Raw genomic sequence first — 16,519 nt, 5'->3', positions numbered from 1 at the left:
CGTAGCCAATCGATCGGGGAACCGGCAGGCGGGTCTCCGTCTCCCCGGACGGTCAGGCACTCTGGAGGCATGGAGCTCGCCCTGCTGCTCGTGTACTACGCGCTCTTCCTGCTGTGGCTGTTCATCGTGGGGCGGCTCGTCGTCGAGATCGTGCGCAGCTTCGCCCGCGACTGGCGCCCCGCCGGGAGCACGGCGGCAGGGCTCGAGGTGCTGTTCATGGTGACCGACCCGCCGGTGAAGCTGCTGCGCCGCATCATCCCGCAGGTGCGCATCGGCAACGTCAGCCTCGACCTGTCGATCATGATCCTGCTGCTCGTGACGTTCATCCTGATGCGGGTGGTGGACCCCCGCTGAGCCGGAGGGACCACTGCGCGAACCCGCAGGACGAGAGAGGCGCGCGCCACGTCTCCCGAGTGGGCGACCCGCGCGGGGAGCTGACACTGTGGACCTCGTGAGTCCTGTCCGAGACTTCGTCACCTTCGTCTCCTCGGCCGTGCGCTCCCCGGCCGTCATCGGTGCCGTGGCGCCCAGCGGGCGGGCGCTCTCCGACCTGCTCGCCTCCGTGGCCCCGGCCGAGGGGCAGCCCGTGGTCGTCGAGCTCGGCCCCGGCACGGGCGTGGTCAGCGCCGCACTGCGCCGTCGCCTGCCCGAGGGCGCGCGCCACATCGCCGTCGAGATCGACCCCGGCATGGTGGAGCACCTGCGGCGCACCCGGCCGTGGCTCGAGGTCGTCGAGGGCGACGCGGCCGATCTGCAGAAGCTGCTCGCCGACATCGGGGTCGACCAGGTCGACGCCGCGATCAGCGGCCTGCCCTGGACGCTGTTCCCGGAGTCGGCGCAGCGCGGGATCATCGACCAGGTCACCAAGGTGCTCGCCCCCGGCGCGCCGTTCACCACCTTCGCCTACAGCCACGTCACGCGGCTGCCCACCCAGCGCCGCTTCCGCGGTGTGCTGGAGAGCGAGTTCAGCGAGGTGCGGGTGACCCCGACGGTGTGGCGCAACCTGCCCCCGGCGCTGGCCTACCAGTGCCGGAACCCCCGCTGAGGACTCACGCCCCGCGCGACGCCACCCGCGGGCCGAGGCTCGCGACGTCGATCTCCGCCGGCGCGTTGGCGTCGCAGAACTCGGTGAGCAGGGCCGCGAAGCGCTCCGGCTCGTCGCAGTGCGGGAAGTGGCCGGCGCCCTGGAAGATCTCCAGCCGCCCGTGCGGGATCAGCTCGCCGGCCCGGCGCGCGTGCCCGACGGGGATGACGGGGTCGCGGTCGCCCCACACCACGAGGGTGGGCAGGCCCTCGGTGAGGTAGAGCCGGTCGGTGCCGCTGACCCGCTGGCCACCGGGGCCGATGACCGCCCGGACGGTGTCGACGAACGCGTCCAGGTGGGCGCGCTCGGTGAGGGAGGCGGCGTGCCGGGCGGCCTCGCGCAGCCCCACCGCCCCGGGGCCCATCGTGGGGAGCGAGGCGGCCAGGCGCAGCCCACGGGCGCCGAGCCCGAGCAGCCCGGTGGAGGCCAGCACCGGCAGCACCCACTCCGCGCCGGGGAGGGCCGCGAGGCGCAGGACCGGGCTCACGCCGCGCCCCAGGCCCCCGGAGGAGACGAGCACGAGCCGCGAGCACATCTCCGGGAACTGGTAGGCGAACTGCATCGCCACCCCGCCGCCGAGCGAGTGCCCGACGACGGTGACCCGGCGGTGCCCGAGCACCGCGAGCAGGTCGCGCAGCCCGTTGGCGTAGGCGCCGAGCGAGAAGTCGCCGCCCACACCCGCGGACTCGCCGTGCCCGAGCAGCTCCGGGGCCAGCAGGAGGCGGTCGCAGCCGGTGCGCTCGAACGCCTGCAGTACCGGCGTCCACGTCTCGGCGCTGCCGGCGATGCCGTGCACGAGCACGACGACCTCGGGGTCGGCCGGGCCGCCCTCGGTGCCCGGTACCGCGTCGGGGCACGCCTCGACGTACGACATCCGTTGCCCGTGCAGGGTGCGCGTGCGGCGTGTGGCGGTCATCGGGCGCCATCCTGTCTCCCCGCGCCGGTGCGTGCTCACCCGTGTCCGGGCACGGAGACACACGCGCACCCCGGAGGGCACCGAGCGCCCCCACGCCCGTAGGGCACACTGCCCCGCGATGCCCGGTGCCCGTCGCGTCCCCGTCCGCGTGCTCGTCGCCGTGACGGCGGTGCTGGTGCTCGGCCCCACCGCCTGCACCGGGGAGCCGACGGGCCCGCCACCGGCGCCCGCGAGCGACGCGCCGAGCCCCCGCGCCGCCACGCCACCGTCGTCGCAGGCCCCGGCCGATCCCGCCGCGGCCTGCGTGGACAGCGTCGTCGGCAGCATGGACACCCGCGAGCGCGCCGCCCAGCTGGTGATGGTCGGCGTGCCCGCCGACGGGCTCACCGCGGCCGGGCGCGAGGCGCTCGGCGAGGGGGCCGGCGGCGTGATCCTCACCGACGCCGCCGGGGGCGAGGCCTCCCGCGCGCAGGTCACGGCCACCACGCGCGAGGTGCAGGACACCGCCCGCGTCCCCGTGACGGTCGCCGTCGACCAGGAGGGCGGCAAGGTCCAGGACCTCAAGGGCGAGGGCTTCACGCGCATCCCCGCGGCCGTGACGCAGGGCCGTGACCCGGCCGGCCTGCGCGCCGACGCCCGGGGGTGGGGCGAGGAGATGTCCGGCGCCGGGGTGACGCTCGACCTCGCCCCGGTGGCCGACGTCGTCGACCCGGACCTGGGCGAGGCGAACGAGCCGGTCGGCGCGCTCGACCGCGGCTTCGGCACCGACCCCGCGCGGGTCTCCGACGCCGTGACCGCCTTCGTCGAGGGCCTGGACCAGGGCGGGGTGCACGCGACGCTCAAGCACTTCCCGGGCCTCGGGCGGGTGCGGGAGAACACCGACTTCGCCGGCGCCGCGGACACCCGCACCGGCGTCGACGACCCCGGGCTCGCGTCGTTCCGCGCCGGGATCGCGGCCGGCGCGCCCGTGGTGATGATGTCGTCGGCGGTCTACGAGCGGATCGATCCCGACAACCGCGCCCTGTTCAGCCGCGCGGTGATCACCGACCTGCTGCGCGGGCGCCTGGGCTTCACCGGGGTGGTGTCGACCGACGACGTCGGCGCGGCGGCGGCGGTGACCGACGTGCCGGTCGGCCAGCGGGCGACCCGTTTCGTGGCCGCGGGCGGCGACCAGGTGCTGACGATCGAGGCGTCCGACCTGGGGCCGATGGTCGAGGCGCTCACGGCGGAGGCCGACGAGGACCCGGCGTTCGCCCGCCGCCTCGAGGAGAGCGCGCGCCGCGTCCTGACGCTGAAGTCGGACCGCGGGATCCTCCGCTGCGCGCCCTGATCCCTACTGACGGGTAGTCCGATCCTGCGGAGGGTCGGGGGGTTCTGCCAGAGTGGCGCCCGTGGACCTGAGCTACACGGCCGAGGAGGAGCAGTTCCGCGAGGAGCTGCGGACCTGGCTCGCGGCCAACATCCCCGACGAGTGGACGCAGCCGGGCTTCTGGCGCGCCCTCGACGACGACGAGTCGTTCCGGCTGCGACGGGACTGGGAGGCCTCCAAGACCGCCGCGGGCTTCTCGGGCATCGAGTGGCCGACGGAGTACGGCGGCCGCGGGGGCACGCCGGGCATGAAGGCCCTCTACGACGAGGAGATGGTGCGCGCCCGCGCGCCCCAGACCGTCAACGTGCTGGGGCTGACGTTCCTCGCCCCGACGATCATGGCGATCGGCACGCCGGATCAGAAGGCCGAGATCATCGGGCCGATGCTGCGCAACGAGGTGATCTGGTGCCAGGGCTTCTCCGAGCCCGGCGCGGGATCCGACCTCGCGGCGGTGGCCACGCGCGGCGTGCGCGACGGCGACGACTACGTGGTCAACGGCCAGAAGATCTGGACCACGAATGCCATGCACGGCGACAAGATCTTCACGATCGTGCGCACCGAGCCGGGCTCGGAGCGCCACAAGGGCCTGTCGATGATGCTCATCGACATGGACCAGCCGGGCGTCGAGGCCCGTCCGCTCAAGCAGATGAGCGGGGCCAGCGAGTTCGGCGAGGTCTTCTTCACCGACGCGCGGGTGCCCGCGAAGGACTGCCTCGGCGAGATCGGGGCGGGCTGGCGCACCGCGATGCTGCTGCTCTCCTTCGAGCGCGGCGCGTCCGGCGTCGGCCAGTACACCGAGTTCCGCCGGCAGTACGACGAGATCGTCGCCGAGGCCCGGCGCTTCGGGCGCTCGGACGACCCGGTGGCCCGCCAGAAGCTGGCGAACTGCCTCGTGGAGCTGGAGTGCCTGCGCTACCACGCGATGCACATCCTCACCCAGGTCGAGCAGGGCCGTGACCTGGGCTCCGAGTCGTCGATGACCAAGCTCCAGTGGTCGGAGACCTTCCAGGACCTCTGGGAGGCGTTCGACGACGTCCTCGGCCCGGAGGCGAGCCTCGCCCGGCCGCGCCCCGACGTCGACCTCACGCCGTTCCAGCACCAGGCGATGTGGTCGCGGTCGGTCACCATCTGGGGCGGCTCGTCCCAGGTCCAGCGCAACATCGTCGCCGAGCGCGTGCTCGGCCTCCCCCGCTGAGGAGCTCGCAGGTGTTCTTCGCGCTCACCGACGACCAGCAGGCGTTCGCGACCACGGTCCGCGAGTTCCTGGCCGACCGGTTCGACCTCGACGCCGTCCGCGGTGTGGTCGAGGACCCGCACGGCGACGGGCATCCCGTCAGCCTGTGGAAGGGCCTCGCCGACCAGGGCGCGCTCGCGGTCCTCGTCCCCGAGGAGCACGACGGTCTCGGGCTCGGCCTGCTCGACGCGCAGGTCGTGGCCCGCGAGCTCGGCCGCGGCGTCGCGCCCGGTCCGTGGACGGCCACCGTGCTCGCCGCCGAGGCCCTGCGCCTCGCCGGCTCGCCCGAGCAGCAGGCCGCCTGGCTGCCGGGTCTCGCCGCGGGCGAGACCATCGGCACCGTCGCCCTCCGCGGCGAGGCGGGGTCGTGGGACGGCCGGGGCATCACCGTCGACGCCTCCGGCCAGAATGACGGTGTCAGCCGGCTCTCGGGCACGGCGTCGCCGGTCGACTACCCGTCGGTCGCCGGGCTGATCGTCGTCGCGGCCACCGACCCGTCCGGGACGCCGGGTCTGTTCCTCGTCGAGAGCGGGGCCTCCGGGCTCGCGATCCGCGACCAGGAGACTTACGACGGCACCGCCCGCGTGGGCGCGGTGGAGCTCGCCGACACCCCCGCGGAGCCCCTGGGCGGCGGCACGCTCTCCGGTGCCGCCGCGGTGGCCGCGCTGATGGCCCGGGGCGCGGTGCTCACGGCGGCGGACCTCGTCGGCGTCGCCCGCGAGGCGCTCACCCGCACCGTCGACTACGACCGCGAGCGCAAGCAGTTCGGCGTCCCCGTCGGGTCGTTCCAGGCGATCAAGCACACGATGGCCGACCTGCACGTCGCCGTGACGATGGCCGAGCACGCCGTGCTCTTCGCCGCCCACGCCGTCGACACCGAGGACCCCGGCGTCGACGTCGCGGTCGCCGTCGCGAAGGCGAAGGCCGCCGACGCCGCGTGGGCCGCCACCGGCGCGATGATCCAGTTCTTCGGCGGCATCGGCTTCACCTGGGAGCACGAGGCGCACTTCTTCTACAAGCGCGCCCGCCGCCGCGCCCCGCTGTTCGGCTCCGCCGACGAGCACCGCGCGCGACTGGCCGCCCTCACGATGGACTGAGCGGCGCTACGGCGACGGCGCGGGCAGCAGCCGGGCCAGGGCCGACCGCGCCACCTCGGTGAGCACCGCGACGTCCATCCCGGTCCGCCCCAGCGCCACCACCCCGAGCTGGGCGGCGAGGACCGCGCGGGCGACCTCGGCGGCGTAGGCGTCGGGGTCGACGTCGCCCTCCCGCTGCGCGCGCTCGAGCGCCTCGGTGAGGATCGCGGTGATCGCCTCGTAGCTGCGGCGGGCCTCGGCGGCGACGTCCGGGGAGCTGGTGGCGAGCTCGGCGGTGCTGTTGGCCAGCAGGCAGCCGCGTCGTGCGGCGGCCCCGGTCGGGTCGTCGGCCACCCCGAGCACGAACTCGCGCACCATGTCGACCCCCCGTGCGGCCGACCCCAGGCGCTCGCGCAGCCCGCGCAGGTTCGCGTCGTCGTACTCGCGCAGCACCCGCAGGAACAGGCGGCGCTTGTCGCCGAAGGCGCCGTAGAGGCTGCCCTTGCCCAGCCCGCTCACGCGCAGCAGGTCGTCCATCGAGGTCGCCGCGTAGCCCTGGTCCCAGAACGCGTCGCGGACGGCGAGGACGACGCGGTCCTCGTCGAACTCCCGGGGGCGTGGCACCCCTCGACGGTACGAGTTCTGGACCCGACAGGCCAGAACCGATCCTCCGAGATGTTGACCGCGCGGTCCAGATCAGGGAAGGTGTTCTGGACGGTACGGTCAACAATTCGAGGAGGTGGGCGGCATGGCCGTCCTCACGGGCAAGGTCGCCGTGGTCACCGGGGGCAGCAGCGGGATCGGGCTCGCGATCGCGCGGGCCTTCCGCGAGGAGGGCGCGACGGTGGTCATCACCGGTCGACGCCGGGAAGCGCTCGACAAGGCCGTCGCCGAGCTCGGTGAGGACGTGACCGCGGTGGTCTGCGACTCCGCCGTGCCCGCCGACCTCGACGCGCTCTACACGACCGTCCGCGAGCAGGCCGGACACGTCGACGTCGTGGTCGCCAACGCCGGGATCGGCATCGACGCGGCGTTCGGCGAGGTGACCGAGGAGCAGATCGACGCCCAGTTCGCCACCAACGTCAAGGGCACGATCCTCACCGTCCAGGGCGCGCTGCCGCTGCTGCGGCCGGAGGCGTCGATCATCGTGACCGGCTCGACGGCCGCGACCCGGCCGCAGTCCGGCCTCGAGGTCTACGGGGCGACCAAGGCCGCGGTGCACAACCTGGTCCGCGGCTGGGCCCACAGCTCGCGTCGGTACGGCTTCCGCGTCAACGTGCTCGCGCCGGGGATGGTGCCGACGCCGGGCCTGCTCGACCTCGTCCCCGCCGAGGTCCGGTCGCAGGCCGAGGACCTGATCCCCCTGGGTCGGCACGGCACCCCCGAGGAGATCGCGGCCGCGGCCGTGTTCCTGGCCTCGGACGCCTCGAGCTACGTCAACGGCTCCACCCTCGCCGTCGACGGCGGCGTCGCGCAGGTCTGAGCCCGCGGACCGTTCCGGTCTCGACCCGGCCCGAACCCTTGTCGTGATCTCGGTCACTCCGGTGGACTGACGGTGTCGGCGCGGTGGCGCGCCGAGGTCGACGGAGTCGGGGTGGTCGTCATGGGCGGATCGAAGGCCGACAGCGCCCGGAGAGGTCGGGGCGGGCGTGCGGGGGAGCTCGCGCCGGACGATCCGGCTGCCGTGCGCTCGGTCGCGATCGTCGGGCCGATGGCCGCGGGCAAGACGACGCTGGTCGAGGAGCTGCTGGCCGCGGCCGGCGCGATCCCCCGAGCCGGCTCGGTGGCCGCGGGCACGACCGTCACCGACCACGACCCCGACGCCCGGCGTCAGCAGCGGTCGGTGGCCCCGGCCGTCGCGTCGCTCGTGCACCGTGACATCAAGATCAATCTGATCGACACCCCGGGCTGCCCCGACTTCCTCGCCGAGGTCCGCGCGGGCCTGCGCGCCGCGGACGCGGTGCTGTTCGTCGTCGGGACCGCGGACGCCGCCGACGGCGTCGCCGCCCCGACGTCCGCCCTGCTCGCCGAGTGCCGCCGCGCCGGGCTGCCCGCCGTGCTCGTGCTCAGCCGCCTCGACCACGCCCGCGCCGACGAGGACGCCGCTCTCGCCACGTGCCGGGAGGTCGCCGCCGGATCGGGCGAGGTGCTCGTCCCCGTGACGCGCTCCGAACGCGCGCCCGACGGCACGGTCACCGTCCACCCGTTGCTGGCCGGCGACGACCCGAGCGCCGAGGAGCCCGACGACCTGCGCCGCGAGCTCGTCGAGACCCTCATCGAGCAGAGCGAGGACGAGGCGCTGCTCGAGAGCTGGATCGGCGGTGAGCCGGTCGCCCTCGACGCCCTGCGCGCCGACCTGGCCACGGCCGTCGCGCGCCGCTCCCTCGTGCCCGTGGCCGGCGTGTGCGCCCCGACCGGCGCGGGGCTCGACGCCCTGCTCGACCTCGTCGTCGACGCCGTGCCGCCCCCGACCGCCCACCCGCCGCTGCCCGCGCACGCCCCCGACGGCGCCGGCCACGACCCCGTCGACCCCGACCCCGACGGCCCGCTCGTCGCCGAGGTCGTGCACACCGGCACCGACGCGCAGGGCAGCCGCGTCTCGCTCGTGCGCGTGTTCTCCGGCCGACTGCGCCCCGACACCGCCCTGACCGTGTGCGCGGACCCGCTGCGCATCCCCGCCCCGCGCGACGGTGAGGACCCCACCGGCGCCGAGGCGCGGTCGGGCGGCGAGACCGTGCGCGTCAACCGGGTCTACGCCCCGCTGGGGGCGACGCTGCGCGAGGTGCCCTGGTGCGTCGCCGGCGACCTCTGCGCGCTGACGAGGCTCGGCCCCGTGGGCACCGGCGACACCCTCTGCGCCGCCGAGGACCCCGTCGGCCTCGACGGCTGGGAGCTGCCCGAGGCGCTGCTGCCGGTCGCGGTGACCGCGGCCGACCGGTCGGCGCAGGACGCGATGGCCCGCGGGCTCTCCCGCCTGGCCGCCACGGAGACCACGCTGCGCGTCGAGCGCAACGAGGACACCCACCAGATCGTGCTGTGGTGCACGGGCGAGGCCCACGCCGACGTCGTGCTCGCCCGCCTGCGGGCCTCGGGGGCGAACGTCGAGGTCACCGACGTCGCGGTGCCCGAGCGCGAGACCGTCGCCGGCCCCGCCACCGGGCTCGGGCGGCACGTCAAGCAGTCGGGCGGGCACGGTCAGTTCGCCGTCTGCCGCATCGAGATCGAGCCGCTGCCGCGCGGGTCGGGCGTGGAGTTCGTCGACCGGATCGTCGGGGGAGCGATCCCGCGGGCCTACATCCCCGGCGTCGAGAAGGGGGTCCGCGCCCAGCTCGACGCCGGGGTCACACCGGGCCGGCCCGTCGTCGACCTGCGGGTGACCCTGGTCGACGGCAAGGCCCACAGCGTCGACTCGTCGGACCAGGCGTTCCAGACGGCGGGCGCGCTCGCGATCCGGGAGGCGGTGGCGGCGGCGGGCACGGTGGTCATGGAGCGGCTCTACGAGGTCGAGGTCACCGTGGACGACGCCCAGCTCGGCGCGGTCCTCGGCGACCTCGCCTCGCGGCACGGGCGCGTCGTCGGCACCGAGCCGGGCGAGCCGGGGTGCACCCACGTGCGCGCCGAGGTCCCCGAGCAGGCCCTCCTGCGCTACGCCGTGGACCTGCGGGCCCTGACCTCGGGGACGGCGTCCTTCACCCGGCGCTTCAGCCGCTACGAGCCGGTCGGGGGGTAGCGGCCGAGGGCTTTCCGAACGTCCGTTCGGCTGACTACCCTCCCGGCGCACCGACCGAGAGGGAGCCCGCGATGACGCAGAGCCCGCCGACGTCCACCGAGGACCCCGCTGCGGTACGCCGGGTCGCGCTCGCGAGCCTCGTCGGCACCACCGTCGAGTGGTACGACTTCTTCATCTACGCCAGCGCGGCGGGGCTGGTGTTCAGCCAGCTGTTCTTCACCGCGCTCGACCCGGCCACCGCGCTGCTCGCCTCGTTCGCGACCATCGGCGTCAGCTTCGTCGCCCGCCCGCTGGGCGGGGTGATCGCGGGCCACCTCGGCGACCGGATCGGGCGCAAGCGCATGCTCGTCGCCACCCTGCTGATCATGGGGCTGGCGACGGTGGGCGTCGGCCTGCTGCCCACGTACGCGAGCATCGGCGTCGCCGCCCCGATCCTGCTGCTCGTGCTGCGCCTGCTGCAGGGGCTCTCGGCCGGAGGCGAGTGGGGCGGCGCCGCGCTCATGGCCGTCGAGCACGCCCCGCCGGGCCGGCGCGGGTTCTTCGGCACGTACCCGCAGGTCGGCGTGCCGATCGGGCTGATCCTCGCCAACCTGGTGTTCCTCGTGGTGTCGACGTCGACCACCAAGGAGCAGTTCCTGTCCTGGGGCTGGCGCATCCCGTTCCTGCTCTCGGTGGTGCTGATCGGCGTGGGCCTCTTCGTCCGGGCCCGGGTGGACGAGAGCCCGGTGTTCGCGAAGCTGCGCGCGCAGCGCGCCCGCCGGTCCGCGCCGATGCTCTCGGTCCTGCGCAACCAGCCCCGCGCCCTGCTCGTCGCGATCGGGCTGTTCATCGCCAACAACATGATCGGCTACCTGCTGATCGCCTTCATCACGTCGTACGGCACCCGCGTCCTGGGGCTCCCGAGCTCCACGATGCTCGCCGTCGGGATCGTGGGCGCGGTGGTCTGGGGCGTCGCGATCGTCTGGTCCGGCGCGTGGTCGGACCGGGTCGGGCGGCGGCGCGTCTACCTCATCGGCACCATCGGCCTGCTCGTCTGGTCGTTCCCGTTCTTCCTGCTGCTCGACACGGCGTCGCTGCCGCTGATGCTGCTCGCGGTGGCCGTGCTCGGCGTCGGGCTCGGGCTGACCTACGGCCCGCAGGCCGCGGCGTACGCCGAGCTCTTCCCGGTCGACGTGCGCTACAGCGGCGCGTCCTTCGCCTACGCGTTCGGCGCGGTGCTCGGCGGCGGGTTCGCGCCGCTCATCGCCCAGGCGCTGATCGGCGCGACGGGGACGTCGCTGTCGGTGTCGGTGTACATGGTCGTCGTCTGCCTGATCACGCTCGCCGCCGTCCTCGCGCTGCGCGAGGGGACGGCGGCGGAGCGGGAGGCCTTCGTGGTCGGGACGTGATCAGGCCGCGCCGGCACCGGTGAACGCGCCGGCGTGGTCGCGGGCGAAGGCGGTGACGTCGATGGCCGGGCGACCCGTGATCTGCGCGATCGCCGGGTCCACGACGGCGGCCTCGCCCCGCGCGTAGTGGGCGTAGTCCTCGACGAGCCCCGCGAGCCCCCACGGCGGCAGGAACCACGCCAGGGCCTCGGCGAACGCGGCCGGCGTCACGTCGTCGAACGCGACCGGGCGCCCCGTCGCGGCCGACAGCGCGGCGGCGATCTCCGGGTGGGTGACCGCGCGGGGCCCGGTGAGCGTGTACGTCGCGCCGGCGTGTCCCGGCTCGACCAGGGTCGCGGCGGCGACCGCGCCGATGTCGCGGACGTCGACGGCGCTGATCGCGGCGTCGCCGATCGGGGCGGCGAAGCGCCCGGTCCGCGCGATCTGCTCGGCGAAGGCGAGCAGGCCCTGGAAGAAGAGGTTGGGACGCAGGACCACCCGCTCGATCGGCAGGGTCGCCAGGTGGGCCTCGACCTCGGCGTGCCAGCGCAGGAAGCGCACCGGCGAGTCCGGGCGCGCGGCGAACTGGGAGAGCACGACGAGGCGTCGCACCCCGGCCGTCACGGCCGCGTCGGCGAACCGGTTCTGGCGCTCCGCGGCCTGCTCCGAGGACGGGGTGACGAGGTAGGCGGCGTCGACGCCCTCGAGCGCGCGGGCCACGGCGGCCCCGTCGTCGAGGTCCGCCACCGCGACGTCCCCGGTGAACCGCGCCGCCTGCCCGGGGTCGCGGACCATCACCCGCGGGGTGACGTCGCGGCCCTCGAGCGCGGTGAGCAGGGCGGCGCCGGTGGCGCCCGTGGCGCCGGTGACGAGGACGGTGGGGTGCATGGCTGCCTCCTGAGGAGCGATCCGCGAAGCGAGAGCAGTGCTCTCGAATCCGAGGATGCACCTTCGTCGCGGGAAGCGCAAGAGCAGTGCTCTCGCTTCCGGGCCGCCGTCACGGGGGTGCCGGCAGGCCGGGCGATTACGCTGGGGGAGTGGATGACACGACCGCGACCGAGCTGAAGGACCTCGCCGCCTCCCTGGACAGTGTCGAGGCGGCGATGGACCTCGACGGTCTGCGGCGTGAGGTGGCCGAGCTCGAGCAGCAGGTCCAGGCACCCGATCTCTGGGACGACGTCGCGACCGCGCAGAAGCTGACCAGCGCGTTCACGCACAAGCAGGCCGACCTCAAGCGGGCCGAGTCGCTGCGCTCGCGCCTCGACGACCTCGGCACGCTCTACGAGATGGCCGACGAGGAGGCGGGTCAGGACTCCACCGACCTGCGCGCCGAGGCCGACACCGAGCGTGCCGCGCTGCTCGCCGACGTCGCGGCCTTCGAGGTGCGCACGCTGCTCTCCGGCGAGTACGACGAGCGCGACGCGCTGGTCACCGTCCGGGCCGAGGCGGGCGGCGTCGACGCCGCGGACTTCGCCGAGATGCTCATGCGCATGTACCTGCGCTGGGCGGAGCGCCACGGCTACCCGACCGAGGTCTACGACACGTCGTACGCCGAGGAGGCCGGCATCAAGTCGGCCACGTTCAAGGTCTCCGCGCCGTACGCCTACGGCACCCTCTCGGTCGAGCAGGGCACCCACCGTCTGGTCCGGATCTCGCCCTTCGACAACCAGGGCCGCCGTCAGACCTCGTTCGCCGGCGTCGAGGTGGCCCCCGTCGTGGAGTCGACCGACCACGTCGAGATCGACGAGAAGGACCTGCGCGTCGACGTCTACCGCTCGTCGGGGCCCGGTGGCCAGGGCGTCAACACCACCGACTCCGCGGTCCGGCTGACCCACCTGCCCACCGGCATCGTGGTGTCCTGCCAGAACGAGCGCTCGCAGCTGCAGAACAAGGCGTCGGCGATGGCCGTGCTCGCCGCGAAGCTCCTGGCCCGGCGCAAGGAGGAGGAGCGGGCCCTGCTCGACTCCCTCAAGGACTCCGGGTCGAGCTGGGGCAACCAGATGCGCTCCTACGTCCTGCACCCGTACCAGATGGTGAAGGACCTGCGGACCAACCACGAGACGTCGCAGACCTCGCAGGTGCTCGACGGGTTCATCGACGACTTCCTCGACGCCGGCATCCGTTGGCGCAAGCAGAGCGAAGCCGCCGCGTGACGAGCGGCGGATCTTCGGCGCAGTAGCATTCCCGGCCGTGATCCGGCTGGAGAACGTCTCGAAGGTCTATCCGACCTCCGCACGGCCGGCGCTCGACGACGTCAGCGTGGAGGTCGAGCGGGGCGAGTTCGCCTTCCTCATCGGTCCGTCCGGGTCGGGGAAGTCGACGCTCCTGCGGCTGCTGATCCGCGAGGACGTGCCGAGCTCCGGCACGGTCTGGGTGGCCAACTGGAACGTCGGCGGGCTGGCCGGTCGCCGGGTGCCGCGTCTGCGCCAGCGGATGGGCTGCGTCTTCCAGGACTTCCGGCTGCTGCCGAACAAGACCGTCGCCGAGAACGTGGCGTTCGCCCTCGAGGTGATCGGCAAGCCGCGGCACACGATCCGCACGGTCGTGCCCGAGGTGCTCGACCTGGTGGACCTGGCCGGGAAGGCCGAGCGCATGCCCTCGGAGCTCTCGGGTGGCGAGGCCCAGCGGGTCGCGATCGCCCGGGCGTTCGTCAACCGGCCGCTGGTCCTGCTGGCCGACGAGCCCACCGGCAACCTCGACCCCGAGACGTCGGCCGGGATCATGACGCTGCTCGAGCGGATCAACCGGACCGGCACCACCGTGCTCATGGCCACGCACGACCGCCAGATCGTCGACAGCATGCGCCGCCGCGTGGTCGAGCTGTCCGCGGGCAGGCTCGCCCGCGACGACGCCCGGGGCGTCTACGGGGTGGCCCGCTAAATGATGTTCGTCTGGCGTGAGGCCTTCGCGGGGCTGCGGCGCAACCTGACGATGTCGATCGCGATGGTGATCACCACGGCGATCTCGCTGGGCCTGCTGGGCGCCGGCCTCCTCGCGGTGCGCACGATCGACCGCACCGAGGACCTCTACTACTCGCTCATCGCCGTGCAGGTCGCCCTCGACGAGCCGACCAGCGCCGACGACCGCGACTGCTCGAGTCCCGTCTGCACGGGGCTGCGTGGCGAGCTCGAGGCGAGCCCGCTGGTGGCGTCCGTGGAGTACGAGAGCCGCGACGACGCCTTCGCCCGCTTCCAGCGGATCTACGCCGGGCAGTCGATCCTGCAGCTCGTGCGGCCCCAGAGCCTGCCCGCCACGCTGCGGGTGACGATGGCCGATCCGCTGCGCGGGGAGGAGATCGTCACGCAGTACACGGGGCGGCCCGGGGTGCGCAACGTCGTCGACCAGCGCAGCACCGTTGCGGACCTCTTCTCGTTCCTCGGCAGCGTGCGCAACGCGACGTTCGGGCTGGCGGTCGTCCAGGCCCTCGCCGCGCTGCTGCTGATCTCCAACACCATCCAGCTCTCGGCGTTCACCCGGCGGACCGAGGTCGGGATCATGCGGCTGGTCGGGGCCACGCGCTGGTACACCCAGGTGCCGTTCCTCATCGAGGCGGTGGTCACGGGCGTCGTCGGGGCGGTGCTGGCCACCGGTGGCCTGGTGCTCGGGAAGGTCTTCTTCCTCGACGGACTGATGTCCGGGCGGCTGCTGGCCAACACGATCCCGCCGATCGGGATGAGCGACGTGCTCGGTTACGTTGGACCGGTGTTGGTGGTCGTCGGTGCAGTGATCGCCACCGCCACGGGGTACGTGACCCTGCGGCTGTACGTACGCACGTAGGAGGGGAGGGCTGATGGCACCGAAGACGGCTCCCAAGAAGGCCAGCAGCAACCGCCCCGAGGAACGCCGCAAGATCGTCGCGACGAACCGCAAGGCGAAGTACGACTACGAGATCCTCGACGTCTACGAGGCCGGCATCGCGCTGCAGGGCACCGAGGTCAAGAGCCTGCGGGCCGGGCACGTGTCCCTGAACGACGCGTTCGCGCTCGTCACCGACGGCGAGGTCTTCCTGCGCGGGCTGCACATCCAGGAGTACGACTTCGGCTCCTGGACGAACCACGAGCCCCGGCGCGTCCGCAAGCTGCTGCTGCACAAGTCGGAGATCGCGCGGCTCGTCGGCAAGACCCGCGAGACGGGCCACACCCTGGTCCCGCTGTCGCTCTACTTCTCCGGCGGCCTGTGCAAGGTCGAGCTCGCCCTCGCGCGCGGCAAGGCCAAGCACGACAAGCGCGAGGCGATGGCCGAGCGTGACGCGAAGCGCGAGGCCGAGCGGATCGTCGGTCGGCGGATCAAGGGGTGGTGAGGCGGGCGTGGTGAGTCCCGCCCGCGACCCGCTGGCGACGCCGCCGGTGGACGACGCCGACGTGCCGGCCTGGGTGGCCGCCACCGGGGTCGACGGGCTCGTCGACCTGCACGTCCACTTCCTGCCCGACCGGATGCTGCAGAAGGTGTGGGCCTACTTCGACCAGGCCGAGACCCACTACGGGCGGGCCTGGCCGATCCACTACCGCGAGCCCGAGCAGACGCGGATCGACCTCCTGCGCGGGTTCGGGGTGCGCACGTTCGCGCCGCTGGTCTACCCGCACAAGCCGGGGATGGCGGCGTGGCTGACGTCGTGGGCGCTGGAGTGGGCGACGGAGGTGCCCGAGGCGGTGCCGACCGCGACGCTCTTCCCCGAGGAGTCGGTGACGGCCTACCTCGGCGACGCGCTCGGCGCGGGCGCCCGGGCGGTCAAGGCGCACGTGCAGGTCGGCGGCTACGACCCCCGCGACCCGCTGCTCGACCGCGCCTGGGGCCTGATCGCCGAGGCGGGGGTGCCGGCGATCGTGCACTGCGGCGACGGCCCGATCCCCGGCGCCCACACCGGCATGGACATCTTCGCCGAGGTCCTCGAACGCCACCCGCGCCTCACCGCGGTGCTCGCCCACGCCGGCCTGCCCGAGTACGAGCGCGCGCTGGGCCTGCTCGAGCGCTTCCCGCGGGTGCACCTCGACACCACGATGGTGGGCACCGCCTACACCGAGCAGTTCGCGCCGCTGCCGCGCGACTGGGCGGCGCGGCTGGTCGGCGTGGCCGACCGCGTCGCGCTGGGCACCGACTTCCCGAACATCCCGTACGCCTACGCCGAGCAGCTGGCGGCGATCGCCTCGTGGGCGGCCGCCGACGACCGGCTGGGCGCCCCGTTCCTGCGCTCGGTGCTGCACGACGTGCCGGCCCGGTTGCTGGGTGCGGGATGAACCGGGTGGGATGAACCGGGCGCGGCCGCGCGTTATGATCGGTGGCCGTCCGCAGAGTGCGGGCGCCGAGGGGGTGACTGGTTTCGACTCCGAGTGGTTCATCAGGAGAAGCGTGCCGAGGAAGGCAACGATGATCTCGTTAACCATGCGTTGCAATGAATTAAGCGCCGAGAGTTCTCAGCGCGACTTCCAGCTCGCTGCCTGACAGCGAGTAGGGAAGTCTGTCGGCCCGGGTTCGTCCCCGGCCCGGTCGCCGGCATCAGCTAGGGGTCTCACCGTCGGGCTCGGTCGCGGAGCTCGGCGGGACACCAGACAGCGACTGGGATCGTCACACCGGCTCGTTCGCAAGACCGGTGGATCCGAGTAGAGACGTCGCGGACTGCGCACGGAGAAGTCCTGATTGCTGATCGGAGGACCCGGGTTCGATTCCCGGCACCTCCACCCCCCTCACCTCGGGCGCTACCGTGGGCACACAGGCTCACTCGTCCGGAGGAGCCTGCCCGGACGGA

General features: G+C 73.7%; 16 protein-coding genes and 1 other RNA gene. 14 read left to right on the top strand and 3 right to left on the bottom strand.

Annotated elements, in window-relative coordinates:
- The first annotated feature begins 69 nt into the window (after nt 1-69).
- Both PH191_RS06435 and PH191_RS06430 read left to right on the top strand, forming a co-directional pair.
- Nucleotides 70-354, top strand: coding sequence for a YggT family protein (locus tag PH191_RS06435; RefSeq protein ID WP_274188273.1), 285 nt, complete (start codon nt 70-72; stop codon nt 352-354).
- Between the two features lie 97 nt (nt 355-451).
- On the top strand, nt 452-1,045 hold the full coding sequence (locus PH191_RS06430; RefSeq protein ID WP_274193803.1) for a class I SAM-dependent methyltransferase: 594 nt from the start codon (nt 452-454) through the stop codon (nt 1,043-1,045).
- Between the two features lie 4 nt (nt 1,046-1,049).
- Here PH191_RS06430 and PH191_RS06425 read toward each other — a convergent pair whose 3' ends face one another.
- Nucleotides 1,050-2,000 carry an alpha/beta fold hydrolase gene (locus tag PH191_RS06425; RefSeq protein ID WP_274193802.1) on the bottom strand — a complete coding sequence of 317 codons (951 nt, stop codon included), beginning with the start codon at nt 1,998-2,000 and terminating at the stop codon, nt 1,050-1,052.
- A 118-nt stretch (nt 2,001-2,118) separates the two neighbouring features.
- Between PH191_RS06425 and PH191_RS06420 the strand changes: the two genes are divergently transcribed.
- The 3 genes from PH191_RS06420 (at nt 2,119) to PH191_RS06410 (ending at nt 5,700) form a co-directional block, all read left to right on the top strand.
- Nucleotides 2,119-3,330, top strand: a complete 1,212-nt coding sequence (locus PH191_RS06420; RefSeq protein WP_274193801.1) for a glycoside hydrolase family 3 N-terminal domain-containing protein — start codon at nt 2,119-2,121, stop codon at nt 3,328-3,330.
- Between the two features lie 61 nt (nt 3,331-3,391).
- Nucleotides 3,392-4,564 (top strand): acyl-CoA dehydrogenase family protein, encoded by a 1,173-nt coding sequence (locus PH191_RS06415; protein ID WP_274193800.1) that lies wholly within the window; start codon nt 3,392-3,394, stop codon nt 4,562-4,564.
- Nucleotides 4,565-4,575: 11 nt separating this feature from the next.
- A complete protein-coding gene (locus PH191_RS06410; RefSeq protein ID WP_274193799.1) occupies nt 4,576-5,700 on the top strand; it encodes an acyl-CoA dehydrogenase family protein in 1,125 nt (374 codons plus the stop codon).
- A 6-nt stretch (nt 5,701-5,706) separates the two neighbouring features.
- On the opposite strand, the gene PH191_RS06405 is transcribed toward PH191_RS06410, so the two are convergent.
- Entirely contained in the window at nt 5,707-6,303 is a 597-nt protein-coding gene (locus PH191_RS06405) for a TetR/AcrR family transcriptional regulator (protein WP_274193798.1), read from the bottom strand.
- 124 nt (nt 6,304-6,427) lie between these two features.
- Here PH191_RS06405 and PH191_RS06400 point away from each other — a divergent pair, with 124 nt between their 5' ends.
- From PH191_RS06400 to PH191_RS06390, 3 genes are all read left to right on the top strand, one after another.
- Nucleotides 6,428-7,162: an SDR family NAD(P)-dependent oxidoreductase gene (locus PH191_RS06400; RefSeq protein ID WP_274193797.1), complete on the top strand. Its 735-nt coding sequence runs from the start codon at nt 6,428-6,430 to the stop codon at nt 7,160-7,162.
- A 120-nt stretch (nt 7,163-7,282) separates the two neighbouring features.
- The gene (locus tag PH191_RS06395) at nt 7,283-9,409 is read left to right on the top strand and encodes an elongation factor G (RefSeq protein ID WP_274193796.1); all 2,127 of its coding nucleotides are present in this window, start codon (nt 7,283-7,285) and stop codon (nt 9,407-9,409) included.
- Nucleotides 9,410-9,480: 71 nt separating this feature from the next.
- Complete coding sequence (locus PH191_RS06390; RefSeq protein WP_274193795.1) at nt 9,481-10,797, top strand: MFS transporter; 1,317 nt, start codon at nt 9,481-9,483, stop codon at nt 10,795-10,797.
- On the opposite strand, the gene PH191_RS06385 is transcribed toward PH191_RS06390, so the two are convergent.
- Nucleotides 10,798-11,664, bottom strand: coding sequence for an NmrA family NAD(P)-binding protein (locus PH191_RS06385; protein WP_274193794.1), 867 nt, complete (start codon nt 11,662-11,664; stop codon nt 10,798-10,800).
- A gap of 149 nt (nt 11,665-11,813) precedes the next feature.
- On the opposite strand from PH191_RS06385, the gene prfB reads away from it, so the two are divergent.
- From prfB to ssrA, 6 genes are all read left to right on the top strand, one after another.
- Nucleotides 11,814-12,929: a peptide chain release factor 2 gene (gene prfB, locus PH191_RS06380; protein WP_274188283.1), complete on the top strand. Its 1,116-nt coding sequence runs from the start codon at nt 11,814-11,816 to the stop codon at nt 12,927-12,929.
- Nucleotides 12,930-12,966: 37 nt separating this feature from the next.
- Complete coding sequence (ftsE, locus tag PH191_RS06375) at nt 12,967-13,656, top strand: cell division ATP-binding protein FtsE (RefSeq protein WP_274193793.1); 690 nt, start codon at nt 12,967-12,969, stop codon at nt 13,654-13,656.
- A complete protein-coding gene (gene ftsX / locus PH191_RS06370) occupies nt 13,657-14,553 on the top strand; it encodes a permease-like cell division protein FtsX (RefSeq protein WP_274193792.1) in 897 nt (298 codons plus the stop codon).
- A gap of 13 nt (nt 14,554-14,566) precedes the next feature.
- On the top strand, nt 14,567-15,076 hold the full coding sequence (gene smpB, locus PH191_RS06365; protein WP_274188286.1) for an SsrA-binding protein SmpB: 510 nt from the start codon (nt 14,567-14,569) through the stop codon (nt 15,074-15,076).
- A gap of 10 nt (nt 15,077-15,086) precedes the next feature.
- Complete coding sequence (locus tag PH191_RS06360; protein ID WP_420791785.1) at nt 15,087-16,010, top strand: amidohydrolase family protein; 924 nt, start codon at nt 15,087-15,089, stop codon at nt 16,008-16,010.
- Between the two features lie 69 nt (nt 16,011-16,079).
- Nucleotides 16,080-16,454, top strand: a transfer-messenger RNA (tmRNA) gene (gene ssrA / locus PH191_RS06355).
- The last annotated feature ends 65 nt before the right edge of the window (nt 16,455-16,519 follow it).

The sequence above is a fragment of the Actinomycetospora callitridis genome, assembly GCF_028737265.1.
GTDB classification, from domain to species: domain Bacteria; phylum Actinomycetota; class Actinomycetes; order Mycobacteriales; family Pseudonocardiaceae; genus Actinomycetospora; species Actinomycetospora callitridis.
Note: the sequence above shows the minus strand (reverse complement) of the source record. Positions and strands in the feature narration are given on the sequence as shown.

Excerpts from the sequence above, each read along its gene's own strand:
- PH191_RS06420 (WP_274193801.1), top strand. The coding sequence starts at position 2,119 with ATGCCCGGTGCCCGTCGCGTCCCCGTCCGCGTGCTCGTCGCCGTGACG.
- PH191_RS06390 (WP_274193795.1), top strand. The coding sequence starts at position 9,481 with ATGACGCAGAGCCCGCCGACGTCCACCGAGGACCCCGCTGCGGTACGC.
- PH191_RS06435 (WP_274188273.1), top strand. The coding sequence starts at position 70 with ATGGAGCTCGCCCTGCTGCTCGTGTACTACGCGCTCTTCCTGCTGTGG.
- PH191_RS06395 (WP_274193796.1), top strand. The coding sequence starts at position 7,283 with ATGGGCGGATCGAAGGCCGACAGCGCCCGGAGAGGTCGGGGCGGGCGT.
- PH191_RS06400 (WP_274193797.1), top strand. The coding sequence starts at position 6,428 with ATGGCCGTCCTCACGGGCAAGGTCGCCGTGGTCACCGGGGGCAGCAGC.
- ftsX (WP_274193792.1), top strand. The coding sequence starts at position 13,657 with ATGATGTTCGTCTGGCGTGAGGCCTTCGCGGGGCTGCGGCGCAACCTG.
- PH191_RS06385 (WP_274193794.1), bottom strand. The coding sequence starts at position 11,664 with ATGCACCCCACCGTCCTCGTCACCGGCGCCACGGGCGCCACCGGCGCC.
- smpB (WP_274188286.1), top strand. The coding sequence starts at position 14,567 with ATGGCACCGAAGACGGCTCCCAAGAAGGCCAGCAGCAACCGCCCCGAG.
- PH191_RS06425 (WP_274193802.1), bottom strand. The coding sequence starts at position 2,000 with ATGACCGCCACACGCCGCACGCGCACCCTGCACGGGCAACGGATGTCG.